The sequence below is a fragment of the Kitasatospora sp. NPDC101176 genome (genome assembly GCF_044768035.1).
GTDB lineage: Bacteria > Actinomycetota > Actinomycetes > Streptomycetales > Streptomycetaceae > Kitasatospora.
The window spans coordinates 100,897-119,977 of record NZ_JBIWPA010000019.1 but is presented as its reverse complement, the minus strand read 5'-3'; the positions used below and the strand labels follow the sequence as shown (position 1 = coordinate 119,977).

Here is a 19,081-nt window from a genome sequence, read left to right as displayed (position 1 = left end):
GTGGACTCCCTAGACGCCCCAGGCCTCGAACTCGTAGATGCGGGCGGCCGGGTCGGTGGTCTGGGTGGGTTTGGTGACGACCAGCCGGACGTAGCGGGCGGTGGTGGCCACGGGGTGGGTGGTGGTGGCGGCGGTGTTGCCGGTGACGGTGGCGACGGTCGTCCAGGGGTCGGTGCTGGTCGAGCGGACCTGGATCGAGAAGTCGCGCGTGTTGTAGGACGCGCTCTCGCCGCCCGCCGACGCGTGCTTGACCACGAACCGGGACAGCTGCTTCGCCGAGCCGAGGTCCACCTCCAGCCACTTTCCGCTGGTCAGTGTGCACCACTTGTCGCCGTTGCCGCCGGTGACAGTGCCGTTGACGGCCTTGGCCGGGCCCTCCGCGGCGTTGCACTGGCCGGAGGCGGTGGCCGGGCGGTTCAGCGCGAGGTTGCTGCCGGTGGAGGGGGTGCCGTTCCAGCCGACCGTGGTGGAGGCGGCCGTGGAGCGGCCGTAGGTGGTGGAGACGGCCTCGACGTCCAGCGTGGTGGTGTCCTCGGTGCCGGCCCGGTCGAGCCTGCCGACGAAGTAGGCGTCGTTGGGCGTCGCGCCGAGGAAGGCCCGGCTGCCGTCGGCGTTGCGGCGGTACACCTCGTAGTGGTGGACGTCGCCGCCCGGGGCGGCCGTCCAGGAGAGCCGCAGGGACTGGCTGCTGCCGGCGGTCACGTCGCTCGCGCCGAGGACGGTCAGGCCGGTGGGTGCGGCGGGGGTGGCGGCGGCGCCGTCGTGCACGGCGAGCTGGCCGATCCGCACGTCGTACGCCGGGTCGGCACCCTCGGCCCGGAGCCCGATCTGGGCGATCGTGCGGCCGGCGTACGGGGAGAGGTCGAGGCTGTGCTTCTCCCATCCCGTACCGGAGTTCGCGCCGAGGTCGAGGGTGGTGAAGGTGCTCGGCGCGTCGGTGAAGGAGACCGCGGCCTTGAGCTTGGTCGGCCCGGCGGCCGGGGTCCTGACCACCACGTCCAGCCGGGTGTCCGCCGCGACGGGCAGCCGGGTCTCGTACAGCCGTACGGTGTTGGCGGCGTCCAGGGTGCCGGTGAGGCGCAGCGAGGAGCCGCCCTGGTAGGCGTCGGTGAAGTCGACGGAGGGGGTGAGCCGGCTGCCGGCCGAGTCGACCGTCCAGCGGTAGGTGGGCGGGACGTCCTGGAGGGACAGGTTGTTCCAGCCGCCGGTGGCGACCCGGGTGCCGGCCGCGTTGTAGAAGTCGCCCTGCCCGGTGTTGAAGTTGGTGACGAAGGGCTTGCTCGTGACGGGCGAGGACTCGGCGACGTAGCCGGCCAGGCCGGGCCAGGCCGCGGCGGGGTCGGCGCGGGACGGGTCGCCGTTCGGGCCGACCCAGTAGCGGGCGTCCTTGGCGTAGAAGTCGGCGCGGTCGGTGGCGGACTTCCAGGTCCACTCGGGCCGGTAGAGGCCGAGCGAGGTGGTGTGCGGCTGCCCGGCGGGGAAGAGGGTGTTCCAGTCGACGCCGGTGTTGTAGCCGTTGGCCTCGGTGTCGATGCCGGAGTAGAGGTCGTACTCGCTGCGGCCGAGTTGCCGGGCCAGCGCGCGCGAGGAGTCCAGGCCGGACCGGCTCCAGTCGAAGTTCAGGAACATCGAGTCCGAGGTGCGTTTCGAACCGTCTTGGAGGAAGGGCGAGTTGGCGGAGGTGAGGGCGTTCTGCCAGTTGACCGCGCCGGAGGTGGTCATGGCGTCGTACCACATGAACTCGGTGCCGCTCCGGGCCTTGGTGTACTGCATGAGGTTGCGCACTTCGGTGGCGAGGGAGGAGTCGCCGCCGCCGGTCTCCTGGTTGATGAACCAGCCGTCGAAGCCGTAGTACTGGGCGGCCTGGGCGAGCTTGTCGGCGACGGGGTAGCGGCTGCCGGACTTCTGGACGAAGTCGCGCACCCACTGGGTCTGGCCGCCGTAGGCGGCGGGCGGGAAGAACACCGTGCCGTAGACCTTGACGCCGTTGCGGTGGGCGGCGTCGATGACGGTCGGGTTGGGGGCGAGGATCAGGCCCTCGCCGGCCGAGCCGCCCCAGAACACCAGTTTGTCGACGTACTGCCAGTAGCCGAAGGCGTAGTAGTTGGGGTCGGCGGAGCCCTGCGAGGGGTTGTTGGAGGTGGGGCCGAAGGAGACCAGCGAGGCGATCCTGCCCTCGCCGGCCCGGGCGTTGGGGTTGGCCCTGAGCGCCGGGTCGCTGGTGCGCGGCTGGAGCGGGACGCGGGAGCGGTTGAAACGGGCGTCCGGGTCGGTGGCCGGGTCCCAGGTGAGGATGGTGTCGGGGTACCAGTACGAGGCGTAGGGCTGGTTGCCCGCGGCGGTGGTGGCCGCCGGTCCGGGGGCCACCGCCGGGGCCGGATCGGCCCGGGCCGCGGGGGTGGCGGTCAGGGCGGCCGTCGCGAGGACGGCGCTGAGCAGCAGGGGGAGGCGTCGTGACATGCGGTGGCTCCGATCGGGCGGAGGGGGGTGGGGGCGGGCCCGCCGTGGTGTGCGGGGCCCGGCTGCATGTGGGCGTGCCGGTGCTGGGAGCTGGTCGGTGCCGGTCCGGGCGGCACCGGGGCGCGTGGCGCCGGAGTACGGGACACCGGAGTGCGTGGCGCCGACGAGCGTGGTGCCGGAGTAGGGGGCGCCGTTGCGCGCGTGGTGCGGGAGGGACCGGGGTGGCGGCACGGGTGGGGGTCCTCGCCGCTGCGGTGGTTCCCCGGGCGTACGGGCGCAGCGGGAGCCGGACGGAGTGCGGCGGAGCGCGCCGAGCGGCTCCCGCTCGGCGCTGCGAGGCTAAACCGGTTCAGAACCGCTGTCAACGACTCGCGCAGGAACCACCCCGGGGAGCGAACCGGCCCCGGAACGGGCCGCCGCCCCGGCGGCCGGTCCGGCCATGGAGGGGGTCGCCGGAGCGCCGGGGGCGCCCGGCGGCGAGGTGGACTCCCGGACGGTCAGCCGCGGCGTGGGCATCTGCAGGTCCCGGCCTGGCCCGGCCCCGTCGAGGGCCTCCAGCAGGCTGCGGGCCACCTGCTCGCCGAGCGCGAAGGTGTCCCGGCTGAGCGCGGTCAGCGGCGGGTGGACGATCCGGGCGAGCACCGAGTCGTCGAAGGACACGATGGACAGCTCGCCGGGCACCGCGACGCCCATCTCCCCCGCCACGCCGAGCCCGGCGACGGCCATCACGTCGCTGTCGTAGACGATCGCGGTGGGCCGCCGGGCGCGGGAGAGCAGCGTGCGGGTGGCGGCCGCACCCTCGGCGTCGCTGAAGTCGGTGGGCACCGAGACGGCTTCCTCCAGGCCGAGCCGGCGGGAGGCGTCGCGCAGCGCGCGGATCCGGCGCTGGGTGTGCTGGAAGTGCGGCAGCCCGGCCAGGTGGGCGATCCGGCGGTGCCCGACGGCGGCCAGGTAGTCGACGATCGAGAGCATCGCCTCCCGGTCGTCGGCCCAGATCCGGAGCTGGTTGCCGCCCTTGCCGGGGCCGCCGAGGACGACGGCGGGCAGCCCCAGTTCGTCCAGCACGGGCAGTCGCGGGTCCCTGACCTGTAGGTCGACCACGATGAAGCCGTCGACCCGGTGCTCGGAGGCCCAGCGGCGGTAGACCCCGATCTCGGCGGCGGTGTCCTCGACCACCATCAGGTGCAGCGCGACCGAGCTGGCCGAGAGCACCGCCTGGAGTCCGGAGAGCAGCTGGCTGAAGAACGGCTCGACGCCGATGGTGCGGGCCGGGCGGGCGATCACCAGGCCGACGGCGTCGGACCGGGCGCCGCCGAGGGCCCGGGCGGCGCTGTGCGGGCGCCAGTTCATCTCCTCCGCGACCCGCAGGATCCGGGCCCTGGTCGCCTCGCTGACGCCCGGGCGGCCGTTGAGCGCGAAGGACACCGCGCCCTTGGAGACACCGGCCTGGCGGGCGATGTCGGCGATCGTCGGTCTGCCCAAGGGACCCGACTCCTCTCTTGACATCCAAGTTTAGGCGGGAGCATAGTCCCTGCCATAGCTAGACCGGTTTAGTTGGTTGGACAGTACGTGAGTCAGGTGCCGGAATCCGGCACGACCCCGAGCTCGGCACGATCCCCCACCCACCCCCCAGGACCGGGAGACCCTCATGCGAAGAATCTGGGCGGCACTGACGACGACGGCCCTCACCGCGGCGGCGCTCACCGGCTGCGGACTCGGCTCCGGCGACACCAAGAACGGCGACAGCGTGGCGAGTGCGGCCGCCACCGGCGAGGTCAAGGGCAAGGTCTCGCTGCAGACCTGGGCGCTCAAGCCGAAGTTCACCGACTACGTGCAGGGCGTGATCGACGGCTTCAAGAAGAAGTACCCCGGCGTCGAGGTCGAGTGGCTCGACCAGCCCGGGGAGGGCTACTCCGACAAGGTGCTCAGCCAGGCCGCCGCCGGCACCCTGCCCGACGTGGTCAACCTCCCGCCGGACTTCGCCCTCCCGCTGAGCAGGAAGGACCTCCTGCTGGACGTCGCCAAGGCCGACCCGAAGCTCGCCGACGAGTACGTCGCCGGCGGTGTGGACGCCTACCGCTTCGCCGGCCGGCAGGGCGTCTTCGGCTACCCCTGGTACCTCAACACCGATGTGAACTACTGGAGTTCCGAACTCCTCACGAAGAACGGACTGGACCCGAAGAAGCCCCCGACCAGCCTGGACGAGCTCATCGCCCAGGCCCGGGTGATGAAGGAGAAGTCCGGCGGCCAGACCTACCTGATGAGCCGCAAGCCGGGCCTCGGGGACCTCTACAACGCCGGCGTGAAGATCATGTCCGACGACGGCACGGCCTTCACCTTCAACACCCCCGAGGCCGCCGCGCTGCTCGACAAGTACCGGGACGCCTTCAAGGAGGGCCTGCTGCCCAAGGACGTCCTGACCAACACCTACGCCGGGAACACCAAGCTGTTCAACGCGGGCACCGTGGCCTGGACGACCGCGGGCGCCAACTACATCACCAGCCTCGCCACCGACAACCCGACCCTCGCCCCGAAGGTCGTCTCCTCACCCGCGTTCGCCACCCCGCCGCTGTACGTCCAGGGCCTGTCCATCCCCAAGAACACCAGGAACCCGGCCGCCGCGGTCGCCCTCGCCCGCTGGGTCACCAACGCCGGGAACCAGGCCGCCTTCGCCCACCTGACCAGCATCTTCCCGTCCACCAAGGCCTCCGCGAACGACCCGTTCTTCAGCAAGGGCGACGGCACCAACGCCGGCGACGCCAAGGTGGTCGCCTTCACCTCGCTGGCCAAGGCCAAGCTGATCCAGCCCGTCCAGGTCGACGACGCGATGAGCACCGTCATCAACCAGCAGATCGCCCTCGCCATCAGCGGCGACGCGAGCTCCAAGCAGGCGCTGGACACCGCCGTGGAGCAGTGCGACAAGCTGCTCAAGGGCTGACCCCGGCACGCTCCGTCCGACCACCGGCGACGCGGCGGGCCCCCACCCGCCGCTCCCGGGCACGACCCGCACCACCCCAGGCCCCAGGAAGGCAGGCGCATGACCCACCGGCGTTGGTTCACCCCCTGGCTGCTCGCCGGGCCCGCGATCGTCTGGCTGGCCGTCTTCAACCTCTGGCCGGCCGTCAACACGGTGATCCTGTCCTTCACCAACGCCAAGCCCCTGGGCGGCGGCCGCTTCACCGGCCTGGAGAACTACGGCCGCCTGCTGGACGACGCGCAGCTCGCCGACGCCCTGCTCAACAGCATCGTCTTCATGCTGGTCTGCCTGCCGCTGCTGACCGTCCTGCCGCTGCTGCTCGCCCTGCTCGTCCAGCGGAGGATCCCCGGCATCACCTTCTTCCGCACCGCCTTCTACACCCCGGTGATCGCCTCGGCCGTCGTGGTGGCGCTGATCTGGGGCTGGGTCCTGGACGACCGGGGCCTGGTCAACGGACTGCTCCGACAGACCGGGCTGGCCGACTCCCCGGTCTCCTTCCTCACCGACCGCTGGCTGCTGCTGTTCAGCGCGATCGCCCTGACCGTCTGGAAGGGCCTCGGCTACTACATGGTCATCTACCTGTCCGCCCTCGCCAACGTCCCGCGCGAGCTGCACGAGGCGTCGGCCGTGGACGGCGCCGGGCCGGTCCGCCGGTTCTGGCACGTCACCCTGCCCGGGGTCCGGCCGACCATGGTCCTGGTCTCCGCGCTGATCTCGGTGAGCTCGCTGCGCGTCTTCTCCGAGCTGTACGTGCTCTCCAACGGCCAGGGCGGCCCCGGCGGGCGGGACATGTCGGTGGTGATGCTCATCCAGATGTACAGCCGCGGCTTCAACGGCCACCTCGGCTACGCCTCGGCGCTCAGCCTGCTGCTGTTCGTCGTCACGCTCGGCCCGATGCTGTTCCTGATGCGCCTGAACCGGAAGGCGGCCTGATCCCGTGACCACCGTCCGCCCGAACACCGCAGGGGCCCCCGGAGCGGCCCCGGCCCCCGCGGAGCCGGCCGCCGCCGGGACCTCCGGGTCCCGCAGGGGCTCCCGCACCTCCCGCGTCCCCCGGGGCTCCCGGGGCTTCAACACCGCCTCCCCCGCCGAGACCGCCGTGCGCTACCTGCTCCTGCTGCTCGTCCTGCTGCTGGTCGTCGGCCCCTTCCTGTGGCAGCTCTCCACCTCGCTCAGGGGCCCCGCCGAGGACGTCTTCACCCGCACCCCCGTCTTCGTGCCCGAGCAGCCCACCCTCGGCAACTACGGCAAGGTCGCCGAGACCATCCCGGTGTGGACGTACGCGCTGAACTCGGTGATCGTCGCCGCGGTCTGCATCACCGGCAACGTGGTCGGCTGCACCCTGGCCGGCTACGCGCTCGCCCGGCTGCGCTTCCGCGGCGCCAGGCTCGTCCTCGGGCTCTTCCTCGCCACGCTCGTCCTGCCCGGCGAGGTCACCATCGTCTCCCAGTACGTGCTGGTGCGCGGTCTCGGCCTGGCCGACACCCTGGCCGGCGTCGCCCTGCCGGGCTCGATCGCCATGCTCAACGTGCTGCTGATGCGCACCGCCTTCGCCGCCGTGCCGGTCGAGCTCGACCAGGCCGCGCTGGTGGACGGCGCCACCGTCTGGCAGCGGCTGTGGCACATCGGCCTGCCGAACGTGCGCGGCATGATCAGCGTGATCGTGATCTTCACCTTCATCGGTGCCTGGGACGACTTCCTCTGGCCGCTGATCGTGCTCAACGACCCGCAGAAGTACACCCTCACCGTCGGGCTCCAGTACCTCAACGGCACCTTCTCCGCCAACCCCCGGCTGATCGCGGCCGGCACGATGATCGCCTTCCTGCCGATCGTCGTGGTGTTCGGCGTCTGCCAGCGCTTCTTCTTCAAGGGCGTCGAGGAGGGAGCCGTCAAGGGGTAGGTCCACTCCGGACCGGCCCCGGCGCCACCGTCCGCACGCCCCCACCACGTCGAGGAAGCCATCCGATGACCACCGCTCCCCGCTTCGGCGTCAACTACACCCCCAGCGTCGGCTGGTTCCACCACTGGCTCGACTTCGACCTCGACGCCGTGCGCGCCGACTTCGACTCCATCGCCGACCTCGGCCTGGACCACGTCCGGGTCTTCCCGCTCTGGCCGCTGTTCCAGCCCAACCGCAGCCTGATCCGACCGCGCGCCGTCGACCAGCTGGCGGACCTGGTGGTCGCGGCCGGTGAACGCGGGCTGGACGTCGCGGTGGACGGCCTGCAGGGCCACCTGTCGAGCTTCGACTTCCTGCCCTCGTGGACGCAGACCTGGCACCGGCGCAACCTCTTCACCGACCCCGAGGTCGTCGAGGGCCAGGCCGCCTACCTGCACACCCTCGCCGGAGCGCTGCGCGGGCGGCCCAACTTCCTCGGCATGACGCTCGGCAACGAGATCAACCAGTTCTCCGGCGGGCCGCACCCCGACCCCGACCGGGCCACCCCCGCCGAGGTCGAGGCCTGGCTGCGCCGGATGCTCGACGCCTGCGAGTCGGCCGCCCCCGGCCGGCTGCACCTGCACGCCTCCTACGACGCCGCCTGGTACCTGGACGAGCACCCGTTCACCCCCTGGCACTCGGCCCGGATCGGCGCCGCCACCGCCGTGCACTCCTGGGTGTTCAACGGCACCGCCCAGCGCTACGGCGCCCACTCCACCGCCACCGCGCAGCACGCCGCGTACCTGGTCGAGCTCTCCAAGGCCTGGGCGGACGACCCGGCCCGCCCGGTCTGGCTGCAGGAGGTCGGCGCGCCGGCCCCGCACATCACACCGGAGGACGCCGCCCGGTTCACCGGCGCCACCGTCGAGGCCGTGCTGGACTGCCCGGACCTCTGGGGCGTCACCTGGTGGTGCTCCCACGACGTCGACCGGTCCCTCGCCGACTTCCCCGAACTCGAGTACAGCCTGGGCCTGCTGACCACCGGGCGGAAGGTCAAGCCGGCCGGCGCCCGGCTCGCCGAGGCCGCCGCCGAGGCCCGCCGCTCCTGGCGGCCGCCCCGGCCGCGCAGCACCGCCCTGGTGGTCGCCACCGGCGACGAGGTGACCTCCCCGAAGCGCTCGGTCTGCGGCCCCGGCGGCCCGGTGTACGAGGCGTTCATGCGCCTCGCCGAGGACGGCGCCCGCCCGACCACCGTCCTCGCCGAACGCGCCGAGGACCGCGCCCACCTCGCGGCGCGCGGAATCACCGAGGTGGTCCACCCCGACGACGTACCTTGCCCGTAGTCCGACCCCCTCAGCCACCCAACGGAGCCCGCTGACATGCACGATGACCGCACCCTGGTGGAATCCCGTCTCAAGCGCGTCCTGGACGAGCGCATCCGCCCCGCCGTGTACCCCGAGTCCGTCCCGCTGGAGGTCGGCATCTGGACGGCCCCCGGCGAGCCCGTCCCGGTCGCCGAGGGCCTGGCCGCTCCGCGCGCCCCGATCGCGGTCGGTGACGCGTGGGGCGCCCCCTGGGGCACCAGCTGGATCACCGTGACCGGCACGGTGCCGGCGGCCTGGGCCGGGCGGACGGTCGAGGCGCTGATCGACCTCGGCTTCGACGCCAACATGCCCGGCTTCCAGTGCGAGGGTCTGGTCTACCGCCCGGACGGCACCCCGGTGAAGGGCCTCAACCCGCAGAACCAGTGGGTGCGGATCGCCGCCCCCGCGGCCGGCGGCGAGCAGGTGCTGCTGCACGTCGAGGCGGCCTCCAACCCCGTCATCCTGGACTACCACCCCTTCCTCCCCACCGAGTTGGGCGACCGGGAGACGGCCGGCGACCAGCCGCAGTACAAGCTGGCCCGGATGGACCTCGCCGTCTTCGACGAGACGGTCTGGCAGCTGGTGATGGACCTGGAGGTGCTCGGCGAGCTGATGGCCGAGCTGCCGGTGGAGGGCGCCCGCCGCTGGGAGCTGCTGCGCGCGATCGAGCGGGCGCTGGACGCCGTCGACCTTCAGGACGTCAACGGCACTGCGGCCGCCGCGCGTTCGGAGCTCGCCGGGGTGCTGGCCGCGCCCGCCGCGCCGTCCGCGCACCGGATCGGCGCGATCGGCCACGCGCACATCGACTCGGCCTGGCTGTGGCCGCTGCGCGAGACCGTGCGCAAGGTCGCCCGCACCACCGCGAACATGACCGCGCTGCTGGAGGACGAGCCGGACTTCCTCTACACGATGTCCCAGGCGCAGCAGTACGCCTGGATCAAGGAGCACCGCCCCGAGGTGTACGCCAGGGTCCGGAAGGCCGTCGCCGAGGGCCGGTTCGTCCCGGCGGGCGGCATGTGGGTCGAGTCCGACACCAACATGCCGAGCTCGGAGGCGATGGCCCGGCAGTTCGTGCACGGCAAGCGGTTCTTCCTGGACGAGTTCGGGGTGGAGAACCAGGAGGCCTGGCTTCCGGACACCTTCGGGTTCACCGGCGGCCTGCCGCAGATCATCCGCAACGCGGGCTCCAAGTGGCTGCTGACGCAGAAGATCTCGTGGAGCCAGGTGAACGGGTTCCCGCACCACACCTTCCTCTGGGAGGGCATCGACGGGACCAGGATCTTCACCCACTTCCCGCCCGTGGACACCTACAACTGCTCCATGAAGGGCAGCGAGATCGCCCACGCGGCACGGAACTTCAAGGACAAGGGGGTGGCCCGGCACTCCCTCGCCCCGACCGGCTGGGGCGACGGCGGCGGCGGCACCACCCGCGAGATGGTCGCCAAGGCGGCCCGCCTTAAGGACCTGGAGGGCTCGGCCACCGTCCGCTGGCAGAAGCCCGCCGAGTTCTTCGCCGAGGCCGAGGCCGAGTACCCGGACCCGCCGGTCTGGGTCGGCGAGCTCTACCTGGAGCTGCACCGGGCCACCCTGACCAGCCAGGCCAAGACCAAGCAGGGCAACCGGCGCAGCGAGAACCTGCTGCGCGAGGCCGAACTCTGGTGCGCCACCGCCACCTTGCGCACCGGCGCGGAGTACCCGTACGAGCAGCTCGACCGGATCTGGAAGACGGTGCTGCTGCACCAGTTCCACGACATCCTGCCCGGTTCGTCCATCGCCTGGGTGCACCGCGAGGCCGTGGCGACCTACGCGGCGCTGGCCGAGGAGCTGGGGGAGCTGATCGCGTCGGCGCAGCGGGCCCTCGCCGGGGATCACCGCGGCGAGCACGAGCTGGTGTTCAACGCGGCGCCGCACCAGCGTTCCACCGTCCCGGCCGGGGGCGCCGCCGTGGTGGCCCCGCCGGCGGAGGGCTGCACGCTGGCCGAGCGCCCCGAGGGCGGCTACCTGCTGCGCAACGGCCTGCTGGAGGTCGTGGTCGACGCGGACGGCCTGGTGTCCTCGGTGGTCGAGGTCGCGAGCGGGCGGGAGAGCGTCGCCCCGGGCACCCGCGCCAACCTGTTGCAGCTGCACCCCGACTTCCCCAACATGTGGGACGCCTGGGACGTCGACCGGTTCTACCGCAACACCGTCACCGACCTGACCGGGGTGGACTCGCTGACCGTCTTCGCGGAGACGGCGGAGACGGTCTCCGTCCGGGTCGTGCGCTCCTTCGGCTCGTCCACCGCCGTCCAGACGCTCACCCTGCGGGCGGGCGAGCAGCGGCTGGACGTCGAGACCCTGGTGGACTGGCACGAGACCGAGAAGTTCCTCAAGGCCGCCTTCCCGCTGGACGTCCACACCGAGCGGTACGCCGCCGAGACCCAGTTCGGCCACCTCTACCGGCCCACCCACACCAACACCAGTTGGGACGCCGCCAAGTTCGAGGCCTGCAACCACCGCTTCGTCCACCTCGACGAGCCCGGCTGGGGCGTCGCCCTGGTCACCGCCTCCACCTACGGCCACGACGTCACCCGCACCGTGCGCGAGACCGACGGCGGCACCACCACCACCGTCCGCTTCTCGCTGCTGCGCGCGCCCCGCTTCCCCGACCCGAGGACGGACCAGGGCGTGCACCGCTTCCGGCACGCCCTCGTGCCGGGCGCGGCGATCGGCGACGCCGTCCGCGAGGGCTACCGGATCGGCCTGCCCGAGCGGCGGATGACCGGCAGCGTCGAGCGGGTCGCGCCGCTGGTGGCGGTGGACCACGACGCGCTCGTGGTGAGCGCGGTCAAGCTCGCCGACGACCGCAGCGGGGACCTGGTCGTCCGGGTCTACGAGGCCGGCGGCGGCCGCGCCCGGGGCCGGCTGAGCACCTCCTTCCCGCTCGCCGGCGCCGTCCCCTGCGACCTGCTGGAGCGGCCCTGGGACGGCACCCGTGGCGAGGTGTCGGTGGTGGACGGCGCGGTCCACCTCGCGCTGCGCCCGTTCGAGCTGGTCACGCTCAGGCTGACCGCCGCCGGCTGAGCGACGGCGCTGTTCTACGCTGAGCGGCGCCCCGGCCCTCCCGGCCGGGGCGCCGGGCACCGCCGGCCCCACCGGCCCGGCCCGCCCGCCAGCCCACCCAGTCCGCCCGTCCGCACCCGCCTGGAGCCCGCCGCGATGACCCGCACCCCGCCGCCCGCCGCCGCCCCGCTGTTCGCCGCCGTCGACATCGGCGGCACCAAGATCGCCGGGGCGCTGGTCGACGGCGGGGGCCGGCTGCGGCACCGGCTGCAGCTGCCCACCCCCGCGCAGGAGCCGGGCCCGGCCGTGCTCGCCGTCGTGCACCGGGTGCTGGACCGGCTCGCCGACACCGCGGACTGGGCCGGTGTGACGGCCGTCGGGGTCGGCAGCGCCGGACCGGTCGACCTCGCCGACGGCACCGTCAGCCCGGTCAACATCCCCGGCTGGCGCGGCTTCCCGCTGGTCGCCGAGGTCGCCGCGCACCCGGCGGTGGCCGCCCGCGGGCTGCCCGTGCGGCTCGCCGGCGACGGCGTCGCGATGGCCGCCGCCGAACACTGGCAGGGCGCGGCCCGCGGTGCCGCCAACGCGCTCTGCCTGGTGGTGTCCACCGGGGTCGGTGCCGGCCTGGTGCTCGACGGCGCGGTGCGGCCCGGCCCCAGCGGCAACGCCGGCCACCTCGGGCACATCACCGTCGACCTGGACGGCGAGCCCTGCCCGTGCGGCTCGCGCGGCTGCCTGGAGGGCCTGGCCAGCGGCACCGCGATCGCGCGGCGCGCCCTCGCCGGGGGCTGGCGCCCGAGCGGGGAGGACCGCTCGGCGCGCGCCGTCGCCGCCGACGCCGCCGCGGGCGACGGGATCGCGCTCGCCGCCTTCGACCGCGCCGCCCAGGCCCTGGCCGCCGGGATCGCGGCCACCGCCGCCCTGGTCGACCTCCAGCGGGTGGTGGTCGGCGGCGGCGTCGCCACCGCCGGCGACGTCCTGTTCACGCCGCTCGCCCGCCACCTCGACCACTACGCCACGCTGTCCTACGTCCGCGGCCTGGACGTGCGCCGCGCCGAACTCGGCACCGACGCCGGGCTGATCGGCGCGGCCGCGCTCTGCCGCTGACCCGCCCCACCGGAGGCCCGCGCCATGCCGCTCCCGCCGTTCGCCCTGCTGCACAACCCGGTCCGCGCCTACGCGTGGGGCTCGACCACCGCGATCCCCGAGCTGACCGGCACCCCGGGCACCGGCGCCCCGCAGGCCGAGCTGTGGATGGGCGCGCACCCGTCCGCGCCGTCCGCCCTCGGCCCCGCGGACGGGGCCGGCGGTCCGCGGCCGCTGGACGGGCTGATCGCGGCGGACCCGGACGGGCTGCTCGGGCCGGAGACGGTGCGACGGTTCGGCCCCGGGCTGCCGTTCCTGTTCAAGCTGCTGGCCGCCGACCGGGCGCTCTCCCTCCAGGTCCATCCGACCCGGGCCCAGGCGGTGGCCGGCCACGCCGCCGAGGACGCCCGGGGCGTTCCGCGCGACGCACCCGGCCGGGTCTTCCGGGACCGCGGCCACAAGCCCGAACTCATCTGCGCCCTGGGTGACTTCGAGGCACTGTGCGGCTTCCGTCCGGCCGCCGGGACGGCCGGGCTGCTGGAGGCGCTGGACGTCCCGCTGCTCGCCCCCTGGGCCACCGCGCTGCGGACCCGGCCGGCCGCCCAGGCGCTGCCCGCGCTGCTGCGCGGCGCGCTGGCCACCGACCGGCCCACCGGCTCGCAACTCGCCGCGGTGGAAGCGGCCTTGCGGCGGCTCGCGGGCTCGGGCGGCCGGTACGCCCGGGCCAGCGCGGCGTACGCCCGGGTCGCCGCGCAGTACCCCGGGGACCCGGGGCTGCTCGCCGCACTGCTGCTCAACCACGTGCCGCTCGCCGCCGGCCAGGCGCTGTACCTGGACGCCGGTGTCCCGCACGCCTATCTCCGCGGCGTGGGCGTGGAGTTGATGGCCAATTCGGACAACGTGCTGCGCTGCGGGCTGACCGCCAAGCACGTCGACGTCGACGGCCTGCTGGCGGTCACGTCCTTCCGCACCGGCGGGCCCCGGGTGCTCGAACCTCAGCCGTGGGGCCCGGTCGAGGCCGGCTTCCGCTCCCCCGCCGAGGAGTTCCGGCTCTCCCGGCTGCGGCCGGGCGCGACGGCCGTCCGGGTCGAGCTGCCCGCCCCGCAGATCCTGCTCTGCGTCGCGGGCCGGGCCCGGCTGCGCGCGCCCGGGCACCCCGACCTGGCGCTGCCGCCAGGCGCCTCGGCCTACCTGCGGCCGGGGGCCGGACCGGTCGAGCTGACCGGCCCGGGCGCGGAGCTGTTCCGGGCCACCACGGGGGCACCGCCCACCCGGGCCACCACCGGCGCCCCGGCCCGGTCCGGCGCCGGCGCGCCCGCGCGGGCCGGCAGCGGTGCGCCTGCTCAGGCCGGCAGCGGGTGGCCGAACAGCAGGTCGTAGCCGTCCGGAAGCTGCTGGAGCACCCGGTCGATCAGCCCGTCCGGGGCGAGGTCGGCGACGGTGCTGAGGACCGCCCCGACGTCCCACTGCGCGGTCGTCCCGGTCGCCCCGTCGATCCAGCCGCCGACCGCCTGCACGAAGCGCTCGGCGGTCAGCGGCTCACGGGCGGGGGCGGCGTCGCGCAGCAGGGCGGCACAGGTCTCGGGCAGGGCGTCGGCGAGCTCGATCCGCTCCGCGCCCACCAGGTGCTCGCCCAGCAGCCCGAGGACGACCCGGACGGCGTGTTCCGCCTCGGCGTCGCCCCGGTACTCCCCGCGTTCGACGACACGGGCGCGGAACTCCTCCCAGGCGATGGTCATCGCGTCCTCCTTCCGGGTCGGCGGAGTCTGCGGGACCGGTGCCGGTCGGGCCGGACGCCGGTGGCGGCGGGGTCCGGTCGGCGGCTCCGTCGCTGCCCGTGACCGGCCGTGGGCCGCACCGGTGCCCGTGCTGCTCAGCGTAGTACTGCGCCGGGGCCGCGGGGAGCCCGGCCGGGCGGATCGACGCCGTTGTCGATCACGCCGCCGGCCCGGGCCGCCGTGGGGTGGGCCCGGGAGCGGGGCCGCGCGGCAGTCCGCCGGGGTGGCCGGTCCGCCCTCAGGCCGCCGAGGCGCGACAGTGCCGCCGGGTGCGGCGCGTCGAGGAGAACCCGGGCCGGGCCGCTACGCGCTGTTGCGGCGCCACCGGAGGCGCGGTGGGCGGTGCCGCGACCGCCCGCACGGCCTCCGGCATAAACGCGGCGAGAAATCTCCGCTCGTTCGAGCTGAGTTTCCTCGACCGGCCGGATTCGCGGTCCCGGGCGACCACCACGGTTCTCGCCCGCATAAACGTGAGCGGATCCCGGCAGACATTCACCACGACGTGCGCGGAACTCCGCCCGAGGCGTTCCACGGTCAGCCGCACCGACAATGGCTCGGGCCGGTGGTGCAACTGCTCCAGGTAATCGATCTCGTGCCGCGCGATGATGAATCCGGACGAGAACAGGGATTCCCGGACGGCGGTCGCGTGGTGGCAGAACAGGTCGTAAATCCCCTCCTGGACGTAACCGATCAGCCGGACGTTGTTGATGTGCCCGTTCTCGTCGACGTCGCTCCACCGGGTGGGGCAGGACAGCACGTGCACGCCCGGGTGCAGCGCGCTCACTGCTGCATCGACCCGGCGCCGCCCGCCACGGGCAGCAAGGCGCGCCGCAGCCTCGCGTAGTAGCCCGAGTGCTCGGCCGCCATCCGGGCCGCCGTCCAGCCCTCCTCGGCGGCCTCCGCGGCGGCCTGGACGACCAGGCTGTCGAGCACCGCGTCCACCGAGCGGCAGAGCTCGGCGACCGCCGCGAGGCGCTCGGTGACGGCGGCGCCGCCGGCCGGATTCCGCGCCGGGAATGCCGCCAGCGAGTCCACCGCGAGCTGCAGATCGTCGATCGCGCCCGGCAGGTCTTCCGAAAGGCAATTCTGCATGTTTTTCTCCAGGACTTATCACGGCCATTACGGCCCGGTAACCAGCGTTCGAATGCACCGGATCGGTGTCGGCCCCCCGACGCCTTCGACGCTATCCCAGTCGGAGCGGGTCGGCGGATGGTTTGCGGACGCTACCGGGAAACTCACTTCCATTGGAGTAGTTTGCCGGGGTACACAATATGCCCCATCAGCCGAATGCCGTCGGCAGATCGGGTGGTTTCACCGACCCGACCGGCAGAATCCGCTACCGTGCGTCACGGATCTGCTACCGCCCTCCCCACCAGCGTGCCTTGTAGACGTGCGTCCCGCGCAGGGCCCGCACCCCGTCCGGACGGTGCAGGGTGATCACCGAGGTGCACCAGTCGCACGGCCCCGCGTGGTCCGGGGCGGCGGTGAGGATCCGCCCGGTGCCGGGCTCGTCGCCGATGCTCTTCACGTCCCGTTCGGCCGCGGGAGTGCCCAGGTGGACGGGGGTGAAGCGGTCGGCCGACGGGTCGTAGCTCCACAGGTGCTCCAGCGTGCTCACCCAGTACCGGCCGGGCGCGGACAGCACCGGGGCGAGGTCGTGACCGCCGCGGTCCGGCAGCGGGGTCGTCCGGACGACGGTCAGGGTGGGCGCGGCCGGCGTCCCGCCCACCCGCAGCGCGAGCAGCACGTCGTCGCCGAGCGCGAGGAGCAGACCCGTCCGGGCGTCCCGGTACACGCCGTGGGCCCCGGGCAGCGGGACGGCGGCGTGCGCGGTGGCCCGGGGGCCCTGGGAGGCCGCGTACAGCCGGATCCACCCGCCGCCGCTCGCCACCACCGCGACGTTGCCGTCCGGCAGCAGCTCGGCGCTGTGCGGGTTCGCGGCGCCGCCCACGTCGACGGCCCACCGGGTGCAGCCGGTCGCGGTGTCGACCACCGCGACCAGTCCGCCGGAGGCCGTGGCCAGCAGGTGGCGCCGGCCCTGCCGGATCCGGATCCTCGCCTCGTCCGGGTTGCTCCAGCTCCGTTCGGGCGCGAGGTCCGCCAGGCCGGGCGCCCGGTCGGCGCTCCAGCTCCAGACCACCGGCAGCCGGTCGGGGCCCTGGTAGGCCATCAACTCCTCGGCGCTCTGCAGCACCAGGACCCGGCGCGACGCCTGGTCGACGGCGACGACCGCCCAGCCGGGCGAGCGGGCGCGCGCGCCGGTCGCGGGCACGCAGAGCAGCAGGGCGCACAGGCCCACCAGAGTTCTCCTCAGCACGCCCCCACCGTGCGGGCCGCAGGGCGGCTCCGCACGGCGGGGCGTCCGAACGGCCGCGCCCGCCGCCCGGGCCCGGCGGGCCGCAGGGGCCGGAGCGCGGGCCGCTCGCGGGCCCGGGCCGCTCACAGGACCGCGCCGCTCGCAGGACCGCGCCGGTCGCGGGCCCGAACCGGTCGCGGGTCAGTGCCGCCCGGAGACGACGTCCGCGACCCGGGCGATCGGCGAGGTGGTCGCCCGCCCGGCCGCCTCCTGCCGGTCGGCCGCGTGGTAGGCCGCGTACATCGCGTGCACCCCGATCCAGCGCAGCGGCTCCGGCTCCCAGCGCCGCACGGTGTGGCCCACCCAGGGAAGCCCGGTCAGTCCGGTGTCCCGGCCCAGGACGAGGTCGCGCAGCGTACGGCCGGCCAGGTTGGTGGTGGTGACCCCGCTGCCGACGTAGCCGCCGGCCCAGCCGAGCCCGCTCGCCCGGTCCAGCTCGACCGTCGCGCACCAGTCCCGGGGGACGCCCAGCACGCCGGCCCAGGCGTGGTCGATCCGGGCCCGGGCCGCGCCGGGGAAGAAGCGGTCGAGGATCGCGCGCAGCTGGCGCACCGTCTCCACCTGGGTGCCGCCGTCCGCGTCGGTGCGGGAGCCGAACCGGTAGGGCACGCCCCGGCCGCCGAGCGCGATCCGGTCGTCGGCGGTGCGCTGCGCGTACATGTAGGCGTGCGCGAAGTCGCCCAGCACCTCGCGGCCCTGCCAGCCCGCCTCCGCCCAGAACGCGGCGGGCAGCGGTTCGGTGGCGATCATCGCCGAGTTCATCGGCAGCCAGGTCCGGCGCTCGCCGCGCAGCCCGGCGGTGAAGCCCTCGGTCGCGCGCAGCACGTACTCGGCGGTCACCGTGCCGTGCGGCGTCACCGCCCGGGGGCGGCCGTACGCGGTGCCCGGCAGGATCGCGGTGACCTCCGTCCCCTCGTGCACCGCCACCCCGAGGTCCGTGACCACCCGGGCCAGCCCGCGCGCCAGCTTGGCCGGCTGGATCCGCGCGCCGTACGGGGACCAGGTGCCGCCCAGGGCGCCCGCGACGGCGATCCGGTCGGCCGTCTCCTTGGCGCCGAGCAGCTCGACCCGGCCCTCGCCGTACCCGCGCTCCGCCTCGGCGAACTCCCGCAGCCTGGCCAACTGGGCCGGGTTCCTGGCCACTTCGAGCACCCCGCCGGGCACCACGTCGGCATCGATCCGCTCGGCGGCCGCGACGTCGACGACCTCGCCGACCGACTCGTCCATCGCCCGCTGCAGCGCGGCGGCGGCGCCCCGGCCGTACCGTCTGGCGAAGGCGCCGCGCCCGGCGAAGCCGTTGTAGAGCCAGCCGCCGTTGCGGCCGGAGGCGCCGTAGCCGCAGAAGCGGCGCTCCAGCACCGCGATCCGCAGGGAGGGGTCGGCCTTCTTGAGGTAGTACGCCGTCCAGAGCCCGGTGTAGCCGCCGCCGACGATGCACACGTCCACGTCGGCCCCGCCGGGCAGCGGCGGACCGGGCTCCGGGAGCCCGCTCGCCGCGTACCAGAACGACACCTCGCCGTTGACCGCCACCGGATCCTCCTGAACCGTCGCTGACCTGCCCGGACGCTACTCCCTCCGGTTCGTCCCCGAACACCGGCACAGTGCCAGGATCCGCGATCCCGGCCAGTCACCCTGTCAGTCGGCGACGACGTCCAGCAGGTGCGTCGTCCAGCCCTGCTCGCCGGGCTCGGGGTCCACGAACCGCACGCCCATCCTGCGCAACCGGTCCAGGCTCTCCCCGTACGCCGGGTGCGCCGCCTGCGCCGAGCTCACGCACGGCTGGACCACCACCGGCATGCCCAGGCCGTAGGACTCGCAGAGGATGCCGAGCGCGAGGGTGTCCGAGATCCCCGCCGCCCACTTGTTGATCGTGTTGAACGTGGCGGGGGCGACGATGATCGCGTCCGGGTCCGGCAGCGGGCGGGGGTCGCCGGGCCTGCGCCAGGCGGAGCGGATCGGGTATCCCGTCCGCGCCACGATCGCCTCCTGGTCGATGAAGCCCATGGCCTGCGGGGTCGCGACCACGCCGACCTCCCAGCCGCGCTCCTGGGCGGCCCCGATCAGCTCCTCCACCCCGCCGGCGCCGGCGGTCCCGGCCGCGCACACCACGACGTACAGCACCGGCTTGGTCATCTCCTGGGC

Annotated in this window: 15 protein-coding genes; 7 read left to right on the top strand and 8 right to left on the bottom strand. The window is 74.2% G+C overall.

Translation table 11 applies throughout. The features are described 5' to 3' along the window. Window positions 1-9: 9 nt before the first annotated feature. Together ACIRS1_RS24585 and ACIRS1_RS24580 are read right to left on the bottom strand one after the other, a co-directional pair. Window positions 10-2,460 (bottom strand): discoidin domain-containing protein, encoded by a 2,451-nt coding sequence (locus tag ACIRS1_RS24585; protein WP_402843369.1) that lies wholly within the window; start codon window positions 2,458-2,460, stop codon window positions 10-12. 339 nt (window positions 2,461-2,799) lie between these two features. Beyond that, window positions 2,800-3,942, bottom strand: coding sequence for a LacI family DNA-binding transcriptional regulator (locus tag ACIRS1_RS24580; RefSeq protein ID WP_402843366.1), 1,143 nt, complete (start codon window positions 3,940-3,942; stop codon window positions 2,800-2,802). Between the two features lie 166 nt (window positions 3,943-4,108). Between ACIRS1_RS24580 and ACIRS1_RS24575 the strand changes: the two genes are divergently transcribed. The 7 genes from ACIRS1_RS24575 to manA all read left to right on the top strand — a co-directional run bounded on the left by ACIRS1_RS24575 (window position 4,109) and on the right by manA (window position 14,185). Continuing rightward, the gene (locus ACIRS1_RS24575) at window positions 4,109-5,398 is read left to right on the top strand and encodes an ABC transporter substrate-binding protein (RefSeq protein WP_402843363.1); all 1,290 of its coding nucleotides are present in this window, start codon (window positions 4,109-4,111) and stop codon (window positions 5,396-5,398) included. 99 nt (window positions 5,399-5,497) lie between these two features. Beyond that, on the top strand, window positions 5,498-6,370 hold the full coding sequence (locus ACIRS1_RS24570; RefSeq protein WP_360208454.1) for a sugar ABC transporter permease: 873 nt from the start codon (window positions 5,498-5,500) through the stop codon (window positions 6,368-6,370). Between the two features lie 4 nt (window positions 6,371-6,374). Then, window positions 6,375-7,337, top strand: coding sequence for a carbohydrate ABC transporter permease (locus ACIRS1_RS24565; RefSeq protein WP_402843361.1), 963 nt, complete (start codon window positions 6,375-6,377; stop codon window positions 7,335-7,337). Between the two features lie 65 nt (window positions 7,338-7,402). After that, entirely contained in the window at window positions 7,403-8,659 is a 1,257-nt protein-coding gene (locus tag ACIRS1_RS24560) for a glycosyl hydrolase (protein WP_402843358.1), read from the top strand. Window positions 8,660-8,695: 36 nt separating this feature from the next. After that, window positions 8,696-11,740 carry an alpha-mannosidase gene (locus ACIRS1_RS24555; protein ID WP_402843356.1) on the top strand — a complete coding sequence of 1,015 codons (3,045 nt, stop codon included), beginning with the start codon at window positions 8,696-8,698 and terminating at the stop codon, window positions 11,738-11,740. Window positions 11,741-11,875: 135 nt separating this feature from the next. Next, window positions 11,876-12,826, top strand: a complete 951-nt coding sequence (locus ACIRS1_RS24550) for an ROK family protein (RefSeq protein WP_402843355.1) — start codon at window positions 11,876-11,878, stop codon at window positions 12,824-12,826. Window positions 12,827-12,850: 24 nt separating this feature from the next. Continuing rightward, entirely contained in the window at window positions 12,851-14,185 is a 1,335-nt protein-coding gene (gene manA, locus ACIRS1_RS24545) for a mannose-6-phosphate isomerase, class I (RefSeq protein WP_402843352.1), read from the top strand. On the opposite strand, the gene ACIRS1_RS24540 is transcribed toward manA, so the two are convergent. The 6 genes from ACIRS1_RS24540 to ACIRS1_RS24515 form a co-directional block, all read right to left on the bottom strand. After that, a complete protein-coding gene (locus ACIRS1_RS24540; protein WP_360208441.1) occupies window positions 14,149-14,544 on the bottom strand; it encodes a DUF2267 domain-containing protein in 396 nt (131 codons plus the stop codon). The two genes, manA and ACIRS1_RS24540, sit on opposite strands and share 37 nt — an antisense overlap. A gap of 277 nt (window positions 14,545-14,821) precedes the next feature. Further along, window positions 14,822-15,367 (bottom strand): thioesterase family protein, encoded by a 546-nt coding sequence (locus tag ACIRS1_RS24535; protein WP_360208439.1) that lies wholly within the window; start codon window positions 15,365-15,367, stop codon window positions 14,822-14,824. Then, window positions 15,364-15,675: a hypothetical protein gene (locus ACIRS1_RS24530; protein WP_360208437.1), complete on the bottom strand. Its 312-nt coding sequence runs from the start codon at window positions 15,673-15,675 to the stop codon at window positions 15,364-15,366. Before ACIRS1_RS24530 ends, ACIRS1_RS24535 begins: the two co-directional genes overlap by 4 nt. A gap of 265 nt (window positions 15,676-15,940) precedes the next feature. Continuing rightward, window positions 15,941-16,900 carry a DUF6528 family protein gene (locus tag ACIRS1_RS24525; RefSeq protein WP_402843347.1) on the bottom strand — a complete coding sequence of 320 codons (960 nt, stop codon included), beginning with the start codon at window positions 16,898-16,900 and terminating at the stop codon, window positions 15,941-15,943. A 180-nt stretch (window positions 16,901-17,080) separates the two neighbouring features. Next, window positions 17,081-18,469 (bottom strand): NAD(P)/FAD-dependent oxidoreductase, encoded by a 1,389-nt coding sequence (locus ACIRS1_RS24520; protein ID WP_402843339.1) that lies wholly within the window; start codon window positions 18,467-18,469, stop codon window positions 17,081-17,083. A gap of 105 nt (window positions 18,470-18,574) precedes the next feature. Further along, entirely contained in the window at window positions 18,575-19,072 is a 498-nt protein-coding gene (locus ACIRS1_RS24515) for a flavoprotein (protein WP_402843336.1), read from the bottom strand. Window positions 19,073-19,081 lie beyond the last annotated feature (9 nt).

Coding starts and splice junctions, on each gene's coding strand:
- ACIRS1_RS24575 (WP_402843363.1), top strand. CDS start 4,109: ATGCGAAGAATCTGGGCGGCACTGACGACGACGGCCCTCACCGCGGCG.
- ACIRS1_RS24585 (WP_402843369.1), bottom strand. CDS start 2,460: ATGTCACGACGCCTCCCCCTGCTGCTCAGCGCCGTCCTCGCGACGGCC.
- manA (WP_402843352.1), top strand. CDS start 12,851: ATGCCGCTCCCGCCGTTCGCCCTGCTGCACAACCCGGTCCGCGCCTAC.
- ACIRS1_RS24540 (WP_360208441.1), bottom strand. CDS start 14,544: ATGACCATCGCCTGGGAGGAGTTCCGCGCCCGTGTCGTCGAACGCGGG.
- ACIRS1_RS24570 (WP_360208454.1), top strand. CDS start 5,498: ATGACCCACCGGCGTTGGTTCACCCCCTGGCTGCTCGCCGGGCCCGCG.
- ACIRS1_RS24530 (WP_360208437.1), bottom strand. CDS start 15,675: ATGCAGAATTGCCTTTCGGAAGACCTGCCGGGCGCGATCGACGATCTG.
- ACIRS1_RS24555 (WP_402843356.1), top strand. CDS start 8,696: ATGCACGATGACCGCACCCTGGTGGAATCCCGTCTCAAGCGCGTCCTG.
- ACIRS1_RS24550 (WP_402843355.1), top strand. CDS start 11,876: ATGACCCGCACCCCGCCGCCCGCCGCCGCCCCGCTGTTCGCCGCCGTC.
- ACIRS1_RS24515 (WP_402843336.1), bottom strand. CDS start 19,072: ATGACCAAGCCGGTGCTGTACGTCGTGGTGTGCGCGGCCGGGACCGCC.
- ACIRS1_RS24560 (WP_402843358.1), top strand. CDS start 7,403: ATGACCACCGCTCCCCGCTTCGGCGTCAACTACACCCCCAGCGTCGGC.